The sequence below is a fragment of the Alicycliphilus sp. T452 genome (assembly GCF_054512775.1).
Genome location: NZ_JBTNEH010000004.1, coordinates 71,436 through 89,462 on the forward strand (window position 1 = coordinate 71,436; position 18,027 = coordinate 89,462).

The window sequence follows — 18,027 nt, forward strand, 5'->3', positions numbered from 1 at the left end:
GCTCAGGGGGTTGTCCCATATTTCGGCCACAGCGCCCACAGGCGCAGGCTTTGCTTCAGGCGCCCGGCCATGTCGCCCGCCTCCTGGCCCCAGCCCGTGAAATAGTCGGCGCGCACCGCGCCCAGGATGGCGCTGCCCGTGTCCTGCGCCAGCACCAGGCGCGACAGCTGGGCCGTGGGGCCGCTGGAGGACAGCCACACGGGCGTGCCGTAGGGAATGCTCTGGCGGTCCACGGCGATCGAGCGCCCCGGCGTGAGCGGAACGCCCTGCGCGCCCTTGGGGCCGAAGGCGGCGTCCAGGGCGTCGAGCGGCTCCTCGCGGAAGAACACGTAGCGCGGGTTGGACCACAGCATCTCGTTGACGCGCTGGGGGTTCTGCGTCACCCAGGCGCTGATGCCGGGCCAGGTGGCGTCGCGCACCAGGCCCTGGTCCAGCAGCCACTTGCCCACGCTCCTGTAGGGCTGGTCGTTGGTGCCGGCGAACGCCAGGCGCACCAGGCGCTGGCTGCCGTCGGCCTCCTGCAGGCGCAGCCGGCCCGAGCCCTGGATGTGCAGCACCATGGCCTGCACGGGGTCGCGCACCCAGGCAATGGCGCGGCCGGCCAGGGCGGCCTGCGCCTGCGGCAGGGTCTCGATCTGCTGGCGCGTGTACCAGGGCCTGCGCGCCGCCAGATCCGCCGGAGGCGCGTACAGGGGCACGACGAACCCGTTGCCCGGCTGGCGCGCGGCGTCCAGGTAGGGCTCGAAATAGCCCGTGAGCAGGCCGTCGGCACCGCCGTCGAGCGACTCGATGCGGTAGGGCTGCAAGCGCTGCATCATCCATTCGCGCTGCTCCTCGGGCGAGGCGATGGTCAGGCGGCGCACGTCGCCGCACAGCGGCGCAAAGGCCGGCGCAGGGCGCTCGCAGCTGCGCAGCCAGGCGTTCCAGGCCTCGTGCAGCGCGTCGCCCTCGAAGCCCGGCAGTTCGTTCCAGGCCACTGGCACCCAGCGGCTCTTGGACTGGCTGAGCGTGCCGGGCACGGCCACCGGCCCGGTGGGCCCGGGCCGCGCCGTGGGCGCCGTGGACGGCGCCATGGGCACCGGCGTGGAGCAGGCCGCCAGCATTCCTACAATCAGCGCCATCCAGACCAGGCGCGGGAGACGAACATTCATGGTGCTGATTTTGCTTGAGGCGCTGGTGGCGCTGCTGATCTTTGTGGGAATTCTCTGGTGGACCATGTTCTCGGGCCGCAAGCGCGGCGAGCTGCCGCCGCCCGCCGACAAGGACGAATGAGCGCCTGGCGCCTATCGACAGTTGTTCACGATGCCCGCTTCCGGCTGGGACCGCGTCCTACAGACCACGCCCGCGGCGCTGGCTACGCTGTGCGGAGTACCCATCCACTGAACACAAGGAGCGACCCATGCGCAAACCCCTTCTCATCGGCACCGTCGCGGTCGCCATGCTGGCCACCGGCTGCGCCGACATGAGCGACACCCAGCGCCGTACGGCCATTGGCGCGGGCGCGGGCGCCCTGGGCGGCGCCGCCATCGGCGCCATGACCGGAGGCCGCGCGGGCACGGGCGCCGTGATCGGCGCGGGCGTGGGCGCCCTGGGTACCTACATCTGGTCGCAGCACATGGAAAAGCAGAAGCAGGAGATGCAGGCCGCCACGCAGGGCACGGGCGTCACGGTGACGCAGACGGCGGACAACCAGCTCAAGCTCGACATCCCCAGCGACATCTCGTTCGCCACCAACCGCTCGGACATCCAGCCCAGCTTCCGCCCCATCCTGGATCGCTTTGCCGAAGGCCTGCGCAACAACCCCAATGCCGACGTGCGCATCATCGGCCACACGGACTCCACGGGCAGCGACGCCATCAACGACCCGCTGTCGCTCGATCGCGCCACGAGCACGCGCAACTACCTCACGGCGCGTGGCGTGAGCGGCGCGCGCATCCACGTGGAAGGCCGCGGATCGCGCGAACCCATCGCCGGCAACGACACGGCCGAGGGCCGTGCGCGCAACCGCCGCGTGGAGATCTTCATGGGCGAGCGCCAGGGCTGAAGCAAGGCCCCCTCTACGAGCGCAGCAGGTTGGCCAGTTCCACCGCCGACTTGACCTGCATCTTGTCGAACACGCGCGCGCGGTGCACCTCCACCGTGCGCACGCTGATGTCGAGTTGGTCTGCGATCAGCTTGTTGGGCAGGCCCTCGACCACCAGGCGCATCACGTCGCGTTCGCGCTCGGTGAGCTCGGCCAGCCTGTCCTGCAGCTCGTGGCGCGCGCGGCAGGCCTGCAGGTGCCGCGCCGACGAGGCCAGCGCCTCCTGCACGCGGTCCACGAGCTGGTTGTCCGAGAAGGGTTTTTCGCAGAAGTCGAACGCGCCGCGCTTGACCGTGGCCACGGCCGTGGGCACGTCGGCGTGGCCGGTGAGGAAGATCACCGGGATGGCGGCGGTGTCGCCGCGCTCGACCATCTTGTCGAACAGGGCCAGGCCGCTCATGCCGGGCATGCGCACGTCCAGCAGCAGGCAGCAGGGCTGGCGCTGGGACAGGCCGCTGGCGGCGCGCTCGGCCAGCATGAGTTCGAAGGCCTCGGCGCTGGCGAAGGCCTCGCTGAACACACGGCGCGAGCGCAGCAGCCAGGCCAGTGCCTCGCGCACCTCGGCGTCGTCGTCCACGATGTACACGGTGGCGTTGGAGGTGGGTTCCATCAGAGCTCGGTTTCCTGAAGTGCGGGCAGGGTGAAGGTGAATACCGTACCACGGGGCGTGCGCGCCGCATGGCCGAGGAAGCCGCCGTGCTGCTCCACCACCGTGCGGCACAGGCTCAGGCCCAGCCCCATGCCCTCGGCGCGCGTGGTGTAGAACGGCGTGAACAGGCGCTCGGCCACCTCCGGCGCGATGCCCACCCCCATGTCGGCGACGGAGAATTCGAGCCAGCCCTTGGCGGCGTTGCACGCGGCGCGGCGCACCCGCAGCTCCAGGATCCGCGGGTGGATGTCCGGACTGTCCATGGCCTGCATGGCGTTGCGCGCCAGGTTGAGCAGCACCTGCTCGACCATGGTGGTATCGCACAGCACCCGGGGCAGGCCCGGCCTGATGTCCAGCAGCACGCGCACCCCCACCTTGTTCGCCTGCAGCCGTATCAGCGGCAGCACGGCATCGAACAGATCCTGCGCCGTGACCGGCTCGCGCGACTGGTCGCGCCGGCGCACGAAGTCGTGCACGCTCTTGATCACGCGGCCCGCGCGCTCGGCCTGGGCCGCGATGCGCTGCACGGCCACGCGCACGTCGGCAAGGTCCTGCGGCGCCGGCTGTGCGCAGCCGGCCGGGCATTCCAGCAGGTTCAGCGAGCCCGTGGCGTAGCTGGAGATGGCGGCCAGCGGCTGGTTCAACTCGTGGCTCAGGAGCGAGGCCATCTCGCCCACGGTGGCCAGGCGCGCCGTGGCCTGCAGGCGCTCGTGCGAGGCGCGCGAGAGCTCCTCCACGCGGCGCTGCTCGCTCACGTCCAGGAACGAGCCCATCCAGCCCGTGTGCAGGCCATGGGCGTTGATCAGCGGCGCCTCGTAGATCATCACGGGAAAGCGCGTTCCGTCCTTGCGCATGAAGATGGTTTCGTAGCCCTCGCGCGGCGGGTCGAACCGGCCCGCCATCCGCACGGACTGGCGCTCGGCGTATTCGTGCGCATGCTCGGGCGGCCAGTACGGCGGCAATGCCTGGCCCACGAGCTCCGCGGCCGTATAGCCCACCATGTCGCAGAAGGCCGGGTTCACGTAGGTGATGCGGCCGCTCAGGTCGCGCGCGCGCAGGCCCGTGAGCAGCGAGTCCTCCATGGTCTTGCGAAACGCCAGCGCGTCGCCCAGGTCGCGCTCGGCGCGCAGGCGCCGCCGGTTGTCGCGCACCAGCACCACCAGCACCGTCACCAGGGCGATCGACATGGCCGTGACCAGCGCCGTGAGCACGTTGGGGAACACGCTGGGCGCGGCATGCCAGCCGTCCATGCGCAGCACCAGCGTGTTGCCCGGCAGGTCGAACAGCTGCTGCGCCGTGAACATGCGCGAGCCGCGGCGCATGGCGCCGATGAGCGCCAGGCGCGTACCGTCGGCCTCGGTGAACGACACCTCCTGGGTGCGCTGCAGGCCAGGCGCGACGAGGTCCTGCAGCACGGTCTGCAGCGCATAGGTGGCCACGACGAAGCCGCGCACGCGCCTGTCCTGGATCTGCGGCAGGCAGACCTCCATCATCTCCGCGCCCGCGCCATCGGGCAGGGGCTGGAAGTAGCTGCTGGAGTACGACGGACCGTTGATGCGCTGCGCGTTGGTGCAGGCCAGCGTGGCCTCCGAATGCAGGCTGCTGCGCTTGTTCGGGTCCCAGTGCTGCGGGCGGTAGGGCGATTCGGCGTGCGCGCGCAGCTGCAGCTGCGCATCGCGCCATTCGATGCGCACCAGCTCGCGCCGCGTGGCGAGCAGCTCGGCCGCGCGCGCCTCCCACGAGGCCAGGTCGGGATCGCCCGCCTGCAGCGCCTGCAGGTTCTGCAGGTTGTGCGCGAAGGCGTTGCGTATGTCGACCACGGCGTCCGCCGTGTCGCGCTCCAGGCGGGCCTGCACCTGACTGGCCTCGTAGCGGCCGGCCAGCCACACCAGCGTGACCAGCATGCTGGCCACCAGCAGCACCAGCAGCGCCCACAGCGACCAGCGGCGCCACGCCCCCACCCAGCGGCGCAAGCGCCGCTGCACCACGCCCTGCGGCGGCGGCTCAGGCGCATCGGCCGGCGCGGCCTCCTCCACGCCCTCCCCCCGCTCCATGCCCTGCTCCACGGCAACCATCCTCACAGCACGCGGTGCGCGAGCGCCGGCAGCTGGCCGCGCACCTGGCTCAGATGGCCCGCATCGAGCTCGCCCAACACCACGCCGGCCCCTTCGTCCTGCTGCGCCAGCACCTGGCCCCAGGGGTCCACCAGCATGCTGTGGCCCCAGGTGCGCCGGCCGTTCTCGTGCGTGCCGCCCTGGGCCGGCGCCAGCACGTAGGCCAGGTTTTCCACCGCGCGGGCGCGCAGCAGCAGCTCCCAGTGCGCGCGCCCCGTGGTGTAGGTGAAGGCGCTGGGCACCAGCAGCAGGTCGGCGCCGGCGCGGGCATGTGTGCGGTACAGCTCGGGAAAGCGCAGGTCGTAGCACACCGACAGGCCCACGCGCCAGAGCCTGCCATCGCGCGCCGGCAGGTCGAAGTGGACGCAGCGCGTTCCGGCCTCGATCACGCGCGCCTCGTCGAAATGCTCGCGGCCGTTGTCGAAGCGGAACAGGTGGACCTTGTCGTAGCGCGCCACGCACGCGCCCTCGGGCGAGAACACCAGCGAGCTGTTGTGCACGCGCTCCCGGCTGCCCGTGGCCAGCGGCAGCGTGCCGCCCACGATCCACAGGCCGAGCGCGCGCGCGGCGTCGGCCAGGAAGCGCTGCACGGGGCCGTCGCCCGGGGTCTCGCCGAGCGCGAGCTTGTCCTCGTCGCGCAGGCCCATGGCGCTGAAATACTCGGGCAGCACGGCCAGCTCGGCGCCGGCCCGGGCGGCCTGCTCCAGCAGCCGGCGCGCCTGGTCCAGATTGGCCTGCAGGGCCACGCCCGAGACCATTTGCAGAGCAGCGACTTTCATGGTTTTCCTCCTGGTTCAGGGACTGCGGCGGCGCCGGCCGGCGCGCTCTTGCGGCCCCGGATGCGCTCCACGTGCGGCTCGGCCCAGGTGCCGTCGATGCGGAATTCCTGCGTGGCCGCCTGGATCAGCGGCCCGCGCAGGAAGACCTGTGCCAGGAAGCTGCCCAGGCCCACGACCGGGTTGATGGCCGTGGCCACGAGCGAGGCCGTCATGGCGTTGATCTCGGGCACCACGACCACGTGCAGGTCCTGCGTCTCGTGCGCGATGTCGGCGCTGCCCTCCATGAGCACGGCCGCGTTCACGCCCTTCATCTGCAGGTTGTTGGTGGTGGCCACGCCCTTGGCGATGTGCACGTCGCCACGCACGAAGTCGAAGGCGAAGCCCTCGCTGAACACGTCGCGGAAATCCAGGGCGAAGCGCCGCGGCAGCGACTGCAGGCTGAGCACGGAGAGCAGCTTGGCCAGGCCCGGTTCGGCCTTGAGGAACTGCCCCGCCTGCATGTCCACGCGCATCTGCCCCGTCATGCTGCGGTAGTCGGGCGACAGGGGAGAACCCAGCCAGCTCACCTGGCCCGCCATGCGCCCCTGGCCCCGGCGCAGCACGCCCGGCATGCCAAAGCGCGCCAGCAGCTCGCCCGAGTCGCGGATGTCGAGCTCGAAGTCCATCGCCGTGCGCCGCTGCGCCTCGCCGCCCGCGCCGCCGATCAGGGCCCAGCTGCCGCTGGAGGTGAGCGTGGCCTCGGGCGCCGCCAGGTTGAAGCGGGACAGCCGCCATTCGCGCTGGCCGTCGGCGGCGGCGCGGTTGCGGGCCTCGATGTCCAGGCGGCCCAGGCGCCTGCCGCGCAGCTCGAAGTCCTGCACCACGATGTCCAGCGCCGGCAGCCTGCCCGGCTGCTGCGCGTCGAGCAGTTCGTTCACCTGCGTGTCCGCGGCCTGGGGAATGGCCAGGCGCGCCAGGCGCGCATGCAGCCGGTCCTGCGGCGCCTGCCCGTCCGCGGCCGGCACGCCGCCGGGCAGGTATTCCAGATAGCCTTCGAGCTCGCGGGCGCTCACGTTGGCGCGCCAGGCCGTGCCGGCGCGCGTGGCGCCGGCCACCACGTCGTGCAGCGTGCGCCCCTGCGCGGTGAGCGTGGCCGCGCGCAGGGCCAGGCGGGTGGGAAGGTAGTCCGGCGCCGGGCCCTCGCCGGCCGGCTGCGCGGCCGGGGCCGCGCCCGGCGCCGGCACGGGCTCGTCGAGCAGCGCGCGCCAGGCATCGGCGTCGAGGTCGGCCAGCACCGCATGGGCGACAACGCCCTGCTCCGGCAGCGGCAGCCCCTCCTTCGCGGCCTCGCCCACGGCAATGGCGCCGCGCAGCACGCGCGGCTGCCCGCCATCGAGCGCGCGCACATAGGCGAGCCGCGCCACGCCGCCCAGCTCCAGCGTCAGCTGGTCCTGCAGCGGCGCGTCGTCCGAGGCCGCGGCCTCGCGCGTGAGCTGGTTGTCGAAGCGCACGGCCAGCGGCGCCTGCGCCGCCTTGCCCAGCGGGGCCGGCGCCGCGAGGGCCATGCCCACCAGGTCGGTGCTCACCTGTATCTCGGGCTCGCCGCGGCGCACGCCCAGGTTCAGGGTATAGGCGGCGCTGCCGCTGGCGTGGCGCGCCAGCCGCGACAGCAGGCCCAGCTGCGGCGCCGCGCGCAGCCCCTCGGCCGTGGCCGTGCCGCGCGCGCGCACGCGCACCGCGGAATCCTGCGCGCCCATGCCGCCCTCCAGGCGCACCTCACCGCCCAGCGCCTGGCCCTGCACGCCGGCCAGGGTGAAGCCGCGGTCGCTGAACTGCACCGCGCCGCGCGCACCGCTCACGGTGGGCGCCTCGGGCACGAAGCGCACCTCGTTGCCCGTCAACAGAACGCTGCCACGCACGCTGGAGCGCTCCATGGCGTCGATGGGCAGATTCAGGCCCAGCTGCAGCTCGGCCGCCCCGCTGGCCGTGGCGCGGTCCAGCGCGCCGTGCGTGAGCTGCGCGATCTGCGAGCCGCCGACCAGCGCCAGCATGTCCTGCAGCGGGCCGCGCACCTGGGCATCGACCTCGACGACGCTGTGCTCCAGGTCGGCGATCCTGGCGCCGACCTTCTGCACGCGCACGGCGGGCCGGCCCGCGAAGCTGGCCGTGGCGTTGCGCACGGCCATGCCCGCGCGGTCGAAGACCAGTTCGCCGCCCAGGCCCGCCAGGGCGGGCCAGGGGCGGTCGCCCGGCTCCAGCAGCGCCGGCGGCACGTAGTCGTAGCGCACGTCCTTGACCTGGGCGGCCACGCGGAATTCGCCCCTGTGCGGCACCTGGCCGTAGGGAAAGTCGTGCAGGTCGCCCTTGACGCGGAATTGCACCTGGCTGGCACTGCCCGCCCGGATGGCGTCGCGCACGTAGTGGCGCGCCTGCGCGGGCACGGCCAGTGGCAGGTAGCGGTGCACGCGCGTGGCATCGGCCCGCGGCAAGGTGCCCGCGAGGTCCAGCACGCCCGGCAGGCGCGCGCGCGCGGGCGACGTGGCCGGGTCCGCCGTCTGCCAGGCCAGGCGCGCCTCGCCCTGGGCGTCGGCATTGGCAAAGCGCAGGTCGCTGGCCTGCACGGCGATGCGCTCGCCCTCGATCTGCCAGCGCACGGTGGCGGAGAGCTGCTGCACGGGCACCACGGGGTCCTCGAAGACGCCGGGCAGCAGCAGCCTGCCGCCGGCCATGGCCAGCGCCGCGCGGCCGCCCGCCTGCGTGAGCTCGAACTCCACGTCCGCGCCCGCCAGGCCGGCCACGGCGGGCACGCCGTCCTGCGCGGCGAGGGACAGCCCCGTCACCTTGCCGCGCAGCTGGTACTGCCGCGGCTCTTGCAGCGGCCCGCGCCAGCCGGCCTGCAGCTGCTCCACCACGCCCTGCGGGGCATAGGTCTGCAGCGCGCCGTGCACGGCCTCATCCAGGGGCAGGCGGCCGGCGATCTGCGAGACCGCGGCCAGGTCCAGCCGGTCGGCGCGCAGCTCGCCCTGCTCCCAGCCCGCCCGGCCCTGGCCGGTGTGGCGCAGGAAGAGGTTGCCGCCGGTCCAGCGCAGGCCGTCGTCGGCCAGGAACTGCAGGTCCCGGGTGGTCAGCTCGAAGCCATCGTCCAGCCAGCGGCCGCCGACCCGCCCCGTCACGGTGCGCAGCAGCAGGGGGCGCAGGTCCGGGCGCAGCGTGGCATCGACCGCGCCCAGCGCCATGTCGGCCGCGCCGCCCACGACCCGGCCCTGCTGCACGTCCACCCAGGCGCGCAGCGCGCCCCGGCCCTGGCGCACCTGCAGGGTTCCCAGGTCCGCGTGGCGGTTGAGCCGCGAGGCGTCCACCTGTACGAAATAGGCGTACAGCTGACCGCTCCAGCGCTGCCAGTTGCCGCCGTGCGTGGTGAGCAGCGGCTGGCGGAACTGCCCGCGCAGCGTGAAACGCCCGCCCCAATCGAGCGGCGGCGTCGCATCCAGGCGCATGCCGTGGCGCAGGGCACCGTTGCGCAGCACCAGGTCCACCTGGGTCAGCGCCAGCGGCTCGGCCCCGCGCAGCGCGTCGCTCCAGCGCAGGGTGCCGCCGCGGATCGCCACCTCGGGCTGCGCGAACAGCCAGTCGGCGGCGGCGCTGTCGGCCTCGCCGGTGTCGCGAAAACTCAGGCCGGCGATGAAGATGCGGCCGTCCTGCTCGCGGCGTATGTCCAGCTCGGGCCCCTCTATATAGATCTGCTCGAACCCCAGGCGCAGCAGCGAGCGCGGCGACAGCGCCACGACCACGCGCGGCAGGCGCAGCGCCTCGCGGCCCTGCGGGTCGAGCAGGGCCACGCCGGACAGCTCCACGGTGGGAAAGAACCCCTCGCTGCGCGCCGAGACGGCGGCAATGCGCACAGGCACCCCCAGCGCCCGCTGGGCCTGGGCTTCCAGCTGAGGGCGGAAATCGCCGATACGCGGCACAATCCAGCCGTGCAGCGCCCCCCAGGCAGCCGCCAGCAGCAGCCACAAGGCCAGCAGCAGCCACAGCCCCCATCGCGCACAGCCCGCCACGAACCGGAGAAGGCGGGAAGGATGGGACGAAGGCTCTGTCATGGCGGGTGGAAACGGCGTCAGGAATTATGACCCGCCCACCCCCCGTAGGTTCTGCCCCGGCGCCGCGGCGATGCACGCCACCCAGCCCTTGCCATGCCCATGCCTTGCACCGAATCCGTAGCCGACAGCGGCCCGCTCTCGCACCATTCGCGCTTTCACCAGCGCCTCGGGCGCCGCTATGGCGCCGAGCTGGCGCTGCTGGCGCCCGGCGTGCCCGACCGCGCCGCCATGGACCAGGCCTGCGAGGCCCTGCTGGCGCGCGGCCACGACCTGGGCGCAGCCCTGCGCATCCTGCGCCAGCTGGTGATGCACCGGCTCATCACCCTGGACTGCGACCAGGGCGCGGGGCTTTCCGACATCACCCGGCCCGTGACCGCGCTGGCCGAACTGGCGCTGGACCGCGCCTGCCGCGCGGCCCGCGCCGAGCTGGACGCGCGCCACGGCGCGCCGCTCGGGCCCCAGGACCAGCCGGTGCAGCTGTGGGTCATCGGCATGGGCAAGCTGGGCGCGCGCGAGCTCAACGTATCGAGCGACGTCGACCTGATCTACGTCTACGAGCACGACGGCGAGACCGCCGGCTTGGAGGGCGGGCGCGGCAGGCTCTCCAACCACGAATACTTCGCGCGCGCCGTCAAGGCCATCTACGCCCTGGTGGGCGAGACCACCGAGCACGGCTTCGTGTTCCGCGTGGACTTGGCGCTGCGGCCCCACGGCAACTCGGGGCCAGCCGCGCTGTCGCTCTCGGCGCTGGAGGACTACCTGCAGGTGCATGGCCGCGAGTGGGAGCGCTTCGCCTGGCTCAAGAGCCGGGTGGTGGCGCCGCTGGACTGCATCGCCACGCCCAATGTCCAGGCGCTGCGCGGCGTGGTGCTGCCCTTCGTGTTCCGCCGCTACCTGGACTACGCCGTGTTCGACGCGCTGCGCGCGCTGCACCACCAGATCCGCGACCACGCCGTGCAGCGCAGCGCCGGCCGCCCCGAGCGCGCCAACGACGTGAAGCTCTCGCGCGGCGGCATCCGCGAGATCGAGTTCACCGTGCAGCTGCTGCAGGTGGTGCGCGGCGGCCAGTTCCCCGAGCTGCGCTGCCGCCCCACGCTGGAGGCGCTCGAACGCCTGGAGCGCGCCGGCCTCATGTCGCAGGAGACGGCCGCGCAGCTGGCCGCCGCCTACACCTTCCTGCGCCGCGTGGAGCACCGCATCCAGTACCTGGACGACCAGCAGACCCACGTGCTGCCCACGCGCGACGAAGACCTGGCCTGGATCGCCCGCACCATGGGCCTTTCGTGCTGCGATTTCCTGCGCGAGCTCGATGCCCACCGCGAGCTCGTGGCGCAGGAGTTCGACACCCTGCTCGGCGGCGCGCAGCACAAGCGCTGCGGCAACGGCGGCTGCGGCAAGCCGCGCACCGCCGAGGCGCCCGCTCCCGAGCTGGAGGCGCTGCTGGAGCAGCTGCCGCCCGCCCTGCGCGAGCGCGTGGCCGAATGGCGCACGCACCCGCGCGTGCAGGGCCTGCGCGACGAGGCGCGCGCGCGGCTGCTGCGCATCGTGCAGCGCACGGCCCGCTGGCTGGCCGAGGGCCGGGTCAACGAGGTCGCCGCCGTGCGCCTGGTGGGCTGGCTCGAACCCCTGCTGCGCCGCGAAAGCTACCTGGCGCTGCTGCTGGAGCGCCCGCTGGTGCACGAGCGCCTGCTGCACCTGCTGGGCGCGGCCAAGTGGCCGGCGCGCTACATGCTGCAGCACCCGGGCGTGATCGACGAGCTCGCGAGCGAGGCCCTGCTGTCCGAACGCTTCGTGGCGGCGGACTTCGAGCATGAGCTCGGCCTGCGCCTGGCCGCGCTGCAGTCCACGGGCGAGGACGACGACGAGAACCTGCTCGACCTGCTGCGCCGCGCCCACCACGCCGAGATCTTCCGCACGCTGGCGCGCGACGTGGAGGGGCGCATCACCGTGGAGCAGGTGGCGGACGACCTCTCGGCGCTGGCCGACAGCGTGCTGCGCGTCACGGCCCAGTGGTGCTGGGGCCGGCTCAGGAACCGCCACCGCACGGATGATGGTCAGCCGCAGTTCGCCATCATTGGCTACGGCAAGCTCGGCGGCAAGGAGCTGGGCTACGGCAGCGACCTGGACATCGTCTTTGTCTTCGACGACGACGACGAACGCGCCCCCGAGGTCTACGCCGCCTTCGTGCGCAAGCTCATCAACTGGCTCACCGTGAAGACCGGCGAGGGCGACCTGTTCGAGATCGACACCGCCCTGCGCCCCAACGGCAACTCGGGCCTGCTGGTCACGAGCTTCAAGGCCTATGCCGACTACCAGCAGCAGCGCGGCAGCAACACCGCCTGGACCTGGGAGCACCAGGCCATGACGCGCGCACGCTTCGTGCTCGGCAGCGAGCATCTGCGCGCGCGCTTCGACGCCGTGCGCGAGGCCGTCATCACCGCCCCGCGCGACCGGGCCGCGCTGCGCCAGGAGATCATCTCCATGCGCGAGCGCATGCGCGCCGCCCACCCGGCGCCGGCCGGCCTGTTCGACGTCAAGCACAGCGCGGGCGGCATGGTCGATGCCGAATTCGCCGTGCAGTACCTAGTGCTGTCGCAGTCCGCGGACCACCCCGCCCTGCAGGGCAACCTGGGCAACATCGCCCTGCTGCTGCACGCCGAGGGCGCCGGCCTGCTGCCCGCCGGCGTGGGCCGCGCCGCCGCCGACGCTTACCGCACGCTGCGCCAGGTGCAGCACCGCGCGCGCCTGAACGAGGAGCCCACGCGCGTGCCGCCCGAGACCCTGGCCGCCGAGCACGACGCCATCCTGGCGCTGTGGCGCGCGGTGTTCGGCCAGGAACACTCCTGAAGGAATAGCTCGTAGCGCTTGCCGCACAAGCGCTACAGCCACTTTCCATCCAAACGGATCGACCACTGGGTCGGGCATGGTGTAATCCGCCACCATGAGCCAGCCAGCCCCGGTCTTCCACCCCCGGGGCCTGCCCGCCAATGGGTGCGCCCGCCCATCCGCGGGATGCCGGAGCCCTCAGAACGCCGCCGCATCCGCTCCTTGAAATCTCCCATTGCAATGGATTCCCCATGCAGTCCCTGAAACCGTTCACCCCCCTGATCGCCGCGGCCGTGCTGGCCACCGGCGGCACGCTGCTGGCCAGGGCCGCCCAGGAGGCGCCCGCCCCGGCCCCGCGCCCGGCGCTGACCGTGGCGGCGGCGCAGCCCGAGCGCACCGCCATGCACAAGCGCCTGGCGGCCAACGGCAACGTGGCCGCGTGGCAGGAGGCGAGCATCGGCGCCGAGGTCTCGGGCCTGCGCCTGGCCGAGGTGCGCGTGAACGTGGGCGACGTGGTGCGCGCGGGGCAGGTGCTGGCCGTGTTCGCCGACGACACGGTGCGCGCCGACGCGGCCCAGGCCCGCGCGGGCCTGCTGGAGGCGCAGGCCGCCGCCGCCGAGGCGCAGGCCAACGCCGGCCGCGCGGCGGCCCTCTCCGCCACGGGCGCCATGAGCCAGCAGCAGATCCAGCAGTACGCCACGGCCGCGCAGACGGCGCAGGCGCGCGTGGCGGCGGCGCAGGCGGCGCTCGACGCGCAGGCGCTGCGCCTGAAGCACACGCGCGTGCTCGCGCCCGACGCCGGTGTGATCTCCGCGCGCACGGCCACCGTGGGCGCGGTGATGGGCGCGGGCACGGAGCTGTTCCGCATGGTGCGCCGCGCCCGGCTGGAGTGGCGCGCCGAGGTCACCTCCGGCGACCTGCCGCGCCTGCGCGCGGGCGGCAAGGCGCTGGTCACGGCCGCCAGCGGCGCGCAGGTGGAGGGCCGGGTGCGCATGCTCGCGCCCACCGTCGACCCGCAGACGCGCAACGCGCTGGTCTACGTGGATCTGCCCGCGCACCCCGACCTCCGCGCCGGCATGTTCGCGCGCGGCGAGTTCCTGCTGGGCGCGCACGAAGCGCTCTCGGTGCCGCTGTCGGCCGTGGTGGTGCGCGACGGGTTCAGCTACGTGTTCGAGGTAGGCGCCCAGGGCCGCGTGGCCATGCGCCGCGTGCAGACCGGCCAGCGCAGCGAGGGCCGCGTGGAGATCACCGAGGGCCTGTCGCTTGAGGCGCGCATCGTGCAGCAGGGCGGCGCCTTCCTGAACGACGGCGACCTGGTGCGCACGGCGGCCGATGGCCCTGAGCAAAAACAGGCTCCAGCGCAATCCAGTCAAGCGCTACCAGCTACCAAATAAGGAGCGGCAGCCATGAACCTCTCCGCCTGGTCGATCAGGAACCCCGTGCCGGCGGCCATGCTGTTCGTGCTGCTCACGCTGGCCGGGCTGCTGTCCTTCAGCGCCATGAAAGTGCAGAACTTCCCCGACATGGACCTGCCCGTGGTCATGGTCACGGCCGCGCTGCCGGGCGCCGCGCCGGGGCAGCTCGAATCGGACGTGGCGCGCAAGATCGAGAACGCCATCGCCACCACGCAGCGGCTCAAGCACATCACCACCACGCTGGTGGACGGCACGGCCACCATCGCCGCCGAGTACCAGCTCGAAAAACCCGTGCAGGAGGCGGTGGACGACGTGCGTTCGGCCGTCTCGCGCGTGCGCGCCGACCTGCCGGCGGACCTGCGCGACCCCGTGGTCACCAAGCTGGAGCTCTCCAGCCAGCCCATCCTGGCGTTCGCCATCGCGTCGAGCAAGCTCGACGAGCAGGAGCTGTCCTGGTTCGTGGACGACCAGCTCACGCGCCGCCTGCTGGCCGTGCCCGGCGTGGGCGCGGTCAGCCGCGTGGGCGGGGCCACGCGCGAGGTGCGCGTGGCGCTCGACCCGCTCAGGCTCCAGGCCCTGGGCGTGACGGCGGCCGAGGTTTCGCGCCAGCTGCGCCAGGTGCAGCTGGAGAGCGCGGGCGGGCGCGCCGAGCTGGGCGGCGCCGAGCAGCCCCTGCGCACGCTGGCCACGATGCAGACGGCCGGGCAGATCGCGGCGCTGGAGATACCGGTCTCGGGCGGACGCCGCATCCGCCTGGACCGGCTGGCCCAGGTGAGCGACACCGTGGCCGAGCCGCGCACGGCGGCGCTGCTGGGCGGGCAGCCGGTGATCGGCTTCGAGGTCTCGCGCGCGCGCGGCGCGAGCGAGGTGGAGGTGGGCGCGGGCGTGCAGCGCGCGCTCGACGCGCTGCAGGCCGAGCACCCGCACCTGCAGCTCACGCGCACGGTGGACTTCGTGGAGATCGCGCAGGACGAGTACGACAGCTCCATGCACCTGCTGTACGAGGGCGCCATCCTCGCCGTGGTGGTGGTGTGGCTGTTCCTGCGCAACTGGCGCGCCACGATCGTCTCGGCCGTGGCGCTGCCGCTGTCGGTGATACCGGCCTTCATCGGCATGTACCTGCTGGGCTTCTCGATCAACATCATCACGCTGCTGGCGCTGTCGCTGGTCGTCGGCATCCTGGTGGACGACGCCATCGTCGAGGTCGAGAACATCGTGCGCCACCTGCGCATGGGCAAGACGCCCTACCAGGCGGCCATGGAGGCGGCCGACGAGATCGGCCTGGCCGTGATCGCCACCACGTTCACGCTGATCGCGGTGTTCCTGCCCACGGCGTTCATGAGCGGCATCGCCGGGCGCTTCTTCAAGCAGTTCGGCTGGACGGCGGCGCTGGCGGTGTTCGCCTCGCTCGTCGTGGCGCGCCTGCTCACGCCCATGATGGCGGCCTACCTGCTCAAGCCCCTGGTGACGCAGGAGCGCGAGCCGCGCTGGCTCGCCGCCTACATGCGCGCCAGCGGCTGGTGCCTGCGCCACCGGGTGCTGACCCTGGCGGGCGCGCTGCTGTTCTTCGCGGGCTCGCTGGCGCTGATCCCGCTGCTGCCCTCGGGCTTCATACCGGCCGACGACAACGCCCAGACCCAGGTCACGCTGGAGCTGCCGCCCGGCACCAAGCTGGCCGACACGCAGGCAATGGCCCTGCGCGCCGGCGCGCTGGCCCTGGGCGTGGGCCACGTGCAGCGCATCTACACCACCATAGGCGGCGGCTCGGCCGGCACCGACCCGTTCGCCGGGGCCGGCACGGGCGACCCGCGCAAGGCCACGCTCACGCTGACCATGGACCCGCGCCGCGAGCGCCCGCGCAAGCAGGAGATAGAACAACGCCTGCGCGACGCCATGGGAGAGCTGCCCGGCGTGCGCGTGAAGGTGGGCCTGGGCGGCTCCAACGACAAATACATCCTGGCCCTGGCCAGCGAGGACCCGCAGGCGCTGGCGACGGCCGCGCGCGCCGTGGAGCGCGACCTGCGCACCATCGCCGGCATCGGCGGCGTCAGCTCCACGGCCAGCCTGGTGCGCCCCGAGATCGCCGTGCACCCCGACTTCGCGCGCGCCGCCGACCTGGGCGTGACCTCGCAGGCCATCGCCGAGACGCTGCGCGTGGCCACCGTGGGCGACTACGAGCAGTACCTGCCCAAGCTCAACCTGGCGCAGCGCCAGGTGCCCATCGTCGTGCGCCTGCAGGATGCGGCGCGCGAAGACCTGTCGGTGCTGGAGCGCCTCGCGGTGCCGGGCAGCCGCGGCCCGGTGCGGCTGGGCGAGGTGGCGCGGCTGGAGGTGGCCGGCGGCCCGGCCGTGATCAACCGCTACGACCGCTCGCGCAACGTCAACCTCGAGATCGAGCTGGGCAGCCGGGGCCTGGGCGAGGTGACCGAGGCCGTGCGCCAGCTGCCCGCCGTGCAGGGCCTGCCCGCCAGCGTGCGCCTGATCGACGTGGGCGACGCCGAGATGATGGGCGAGCTGTTCGCGAGCTTCGGCCTGGCCATGCTCACGGGCGTGGTCTGCATCTACGTCGTGCTCGTGCTGCTGTTCAAGGACCTGCTGCAGCCCGTCACCATCCTGGCCGCGCTGCCGCTGTCGCTGGGCGGGGCCTTCGTGGCGCTGCTGATCGCGGGCAAGAGCTTTTCCATGCCATCCCTCATCGGGCTCATCATGCTCATGGGCATCGCCACCAAGAACTCCATCCTGCTCGTGGAATACGCCATCGTCGCGCGCCGCCAGGGCATGGACCGCATCCACGCGCTGCTGGACGCCTGCCACAAGCGCGCGCGCCCCATCATCATGACCACGCTGGCCATGGGCGCGGGCATGATGCCCATCGCGCTGGCGCTGGGCGGCGCGGACATGAGCTTCCGCTCCCCCATGGCCGTGGCCGTGATCGGCGGGCTCATCACCTCCACCGTGCTCAGCCTGCTGGTGGTGCCCGCAGTCTTCACCTACGTGGACGACTTCGAGCAATGGCTGCGCCGGCGGCTACAGCGTCAGAACGCAACAAGGTGAAACCCGGCCGCCCCGCGGCGCGGCTTCCCTCGCAACGGCCTTGCACAAGAAACAGGCAGTAACGCGCGGCCCGCCGCGTTCTGCGAAAACATGCGCGTAGCTGCATTGCCGGTGTTTGCCGCAGCATTTTTTTGCAAATTCATGGGAAGGGGGCTGGAACTTTCGGCGCACGCCCCCACTCTAGAGCCCATAGAAGGTCGTGAAGCTCGATGCCCGGCCCTCGAACCGTTTTGATCGTTGCGAAGTCTTCCAGGCCCTGCCTGGCTGCAACCCTGGGGCGCTTCTCCTCCCTCCCTCTCTTCTTTCGTTTCGGGGCGCTTCGCAACATTTTTTATTCCGCGGCAAAAAGCGCGCACTTCCCCACGGGAAGGCGCGCTTTTCTTGCGTGGGGGGGTCAGCGCGGCTGGGTGTCGATGAAGCTCTGGCGCTGCATCAGCTTGTCCATCAGCCGGCCCAGGTTGGGGTGGTCGGCGCGCCAGGCGATCTGGGGGAAGCGGAACTCCAGCCAGCCCAAGGCGCAGCCCACGGCGATGTCCGACAGGCTCAGGTGGATGCCGCTGCAATAGGCCTTCTCGCCCAGGCCCTGGCTCATGGCCGAGAGGCCCGTGCGCACCTTGCCCAGCTGGCGGTCTATCCAGGCCTGGCAGCGCTCGCCGTCCTGGCGGCCGGCCCAGGTGGCCTCCAGCCGCGCCAGCACGCCGGCGTCCAGCACGCCGTCGGCCAGCGCCTCCCAGGTCTTGACCTCGGCGCGCTCGCGGCCCGAGGCGGGGATGAGCTTGCCCACGGGGGACAGGGTGTCCAGGTATTCCACGATGACGCGCGAGTCGAACATGGCCTCGCCCCCCTCCATGACCAGGCAGGGCACCTTGCCCAGCGGGTTGGAGGCGTTGATGGCCGTGTCATCGGACCACACGTTGTCCTCCTGGAAGCGGTAGTCGAGCTTTTTCTCGGCCATCACCACGCGCACCTTGCGCACATAGGGGCTCGCCATTGATCCGATCAGCTTCATGGTGGTCTCTGCCTGTCTT

At 72.4% G+C, this 18,027-nt stretch carries 11 protein-coding genes; 5 read left to right on the top strand and 6 right to left on the bottom strand.

Going from position 1 to position 18,027, the window contains the following annotated elements:
* Positions 1-2 precede the first annotated feature (2 nt).
* Positions 3-1,151 (bottom strand): murein transglycosylase A, encoded by a 1,149-nt coding sequence (gene mltA / locus ACX12L_RS04755; protein ID WP_459261538.1) that lies wholly within the window; start codon positions 1,149-1,151, stop codon positions 3-5.
* Here mltA and ACX12L_RS04760 point away from each other — a divergent pair.
* Both ACX12L_RS04760 and ACX12L_RS04765 read left to right on the top strand, forming a co-directional pair.
* On the top strand, positions 1,150-1,272 hold the full coding sequence (locus ACX12L_RS04760) for a hypothetical protein (RefSeq protein ID WP_013520980.1): 123 nt from the start codon (positions 1,150-1,152) through the stop codon (positions 1,270-1,272). The genes mltA and ACX12L_RS04760 overlap by 2 nt on opposite strands.
* Positions 1,273-1,399: 127 nt before the next feature.
* Positions 1,400-2,044, top strand: coding sequence for an OmpA family protein (locus ACX12L_RS04765; protein ID WP_459261539.1), 645 nt, complete (start codon positions 1,400-1,402; stop codon positions 2,042-2,044).
* A gap of 13 nt (positions 2,045-2,057) precedes the next feature.
* Here ACX12L_RS04765 and ACX12L_RS04770 read toward each other — a convergent pair whose 3' ends face one another.
* Genes ACX12L_RS04770 through ACX12L_RS04785 form a run of 4 tightly spaced genes read right to left on the bottom strand, consistent with a single transcriptional unit; the run spans position 2,058 to position 9,704 of the window.
* Positions 2,058-2,693 (bottom strand): response regulator transcription factor, encoded by a 636-nt coding sequence (locus ACX12L_RS04770; protein WP_459261541.1) that lies wholly within the window; start codon positions 2,691-2,693, stop codon positions 2,058-2,060.
* Positions 2,693-4,786 (bottom strand): two-component system sensor histidine kinase NtrB, encoded by a 2,094-nt coding sequence (locus ACX12L_RS04775; RefSeq protein ID WP_459261542.1) that lies wholly within the window; start codon positions 4,784-4,786, stop codon positions 2,693-2,695. Before ACX12L_RS04775 ends, ACX12L_RS04770 begins: the two co-directional genes overlap by 1 nt.
* Before the next feature lie 23 nt (positions 4,787-4,809).
* Positions 4,810-5,625 carry a carbon-nitrogen hydrolase family protein gene (locus tag ACX12L_RS04780; RefSeq protein WP_459261543.1) on the bottom strand — a complete coding sequence of 272 codons (816 nt, stop codon included), beginning with the start codon at positions 5,623-5,625 and terminating at the stop codon, positions 4,810-4,812.
* Positions 5,622-9,704 carry a YhdP family protein gene (locus tag ACX12L_RS04785; protein WP_459261544.1) on the bottom strand — a complete coding sequence of 1,361 codons (4,083 nt, stop codon included), beginning with the start codon at positions 9,702-9,704 and terminating at the stop codon, positions 5,622-5,624. The genes ACX12L_RS04780 and ACX12L_RS04785 overlap by 4 nt, the downstream gene beginning before the upstream one ends.
* A gap of 93 nt (positions 9,705-9,797) precedes the next feature.
* Here ACX12L_RS04785 and glnE point away from each other — a divergent pair, with 93 nt between their 5' ends.
* The 3 genes from glnE (at position 9,798) to ACX12L_RS04800 (ending at position 16,999) form a co-directional block, all read left to right on the top strand.
* Positions 9,798-12,551 (top strand): bifunctional [glutamate--ammonia ligase]-adenylyl-L-tyrosine phosphorylase/[glutamate--ammonia-ligase] adenylyltransferase, encoded by a 2,754-nt coding sequence (gene glnE, locus ACX12L_RS04790; protein WP_459261545.1) that lies wholly within the window; start codon positions 9,798-9,800, stop codon positions 12,549-12,551.
* A gap of 230 nt (positions 12,552-12,781) precedes the next feature.
* Entirely contained in the window at positions 12,782-13,924 is a 1,143-nt protein-coding gene (locus ACX12L_RS04795) for an efflux RND transporter periplasmic adaptor subunit (RefSeq protein ID WP_459261546.1), read from the top strand.
* A gap of 12 nt (positions 13,925-13,936) precedes the next feature.
* Positions 13,937-16,999: an efflux RND transporter permease subunit gene (locus tag ACX12L_RS04800; RefSeq protein WP_459261547.1), complete on the top strand. Its 3,063-nt coding sequence runs from the start codon at positions 13,937-13,939 to the stop codon at positions 16,997-16,999.
* A 394-nt stretch (positions 17,000-17,393) separates the two neighbouring features.
* Here the strand turns inward: ACX12L_RS04800 and ACX12L_RS04805 are convergent, their stop codons facing one another.
* Positions 17,394-18,008 carry a glutathione S-transferase N-terminal domain-containing protein gene (locus ACX12L_RS04805; protein ID WP_013520989.1) on the bottom strand — a complete coding sequence of 205 codons (615 nt, stop codon included), beginning with the start codon at positions 18,006-18,008 and terminating at the stop codon, positions 17,394-17,396.
* Between the last annotated feature and the right edge of the window lie 19 nt (positions 18,009-18,027).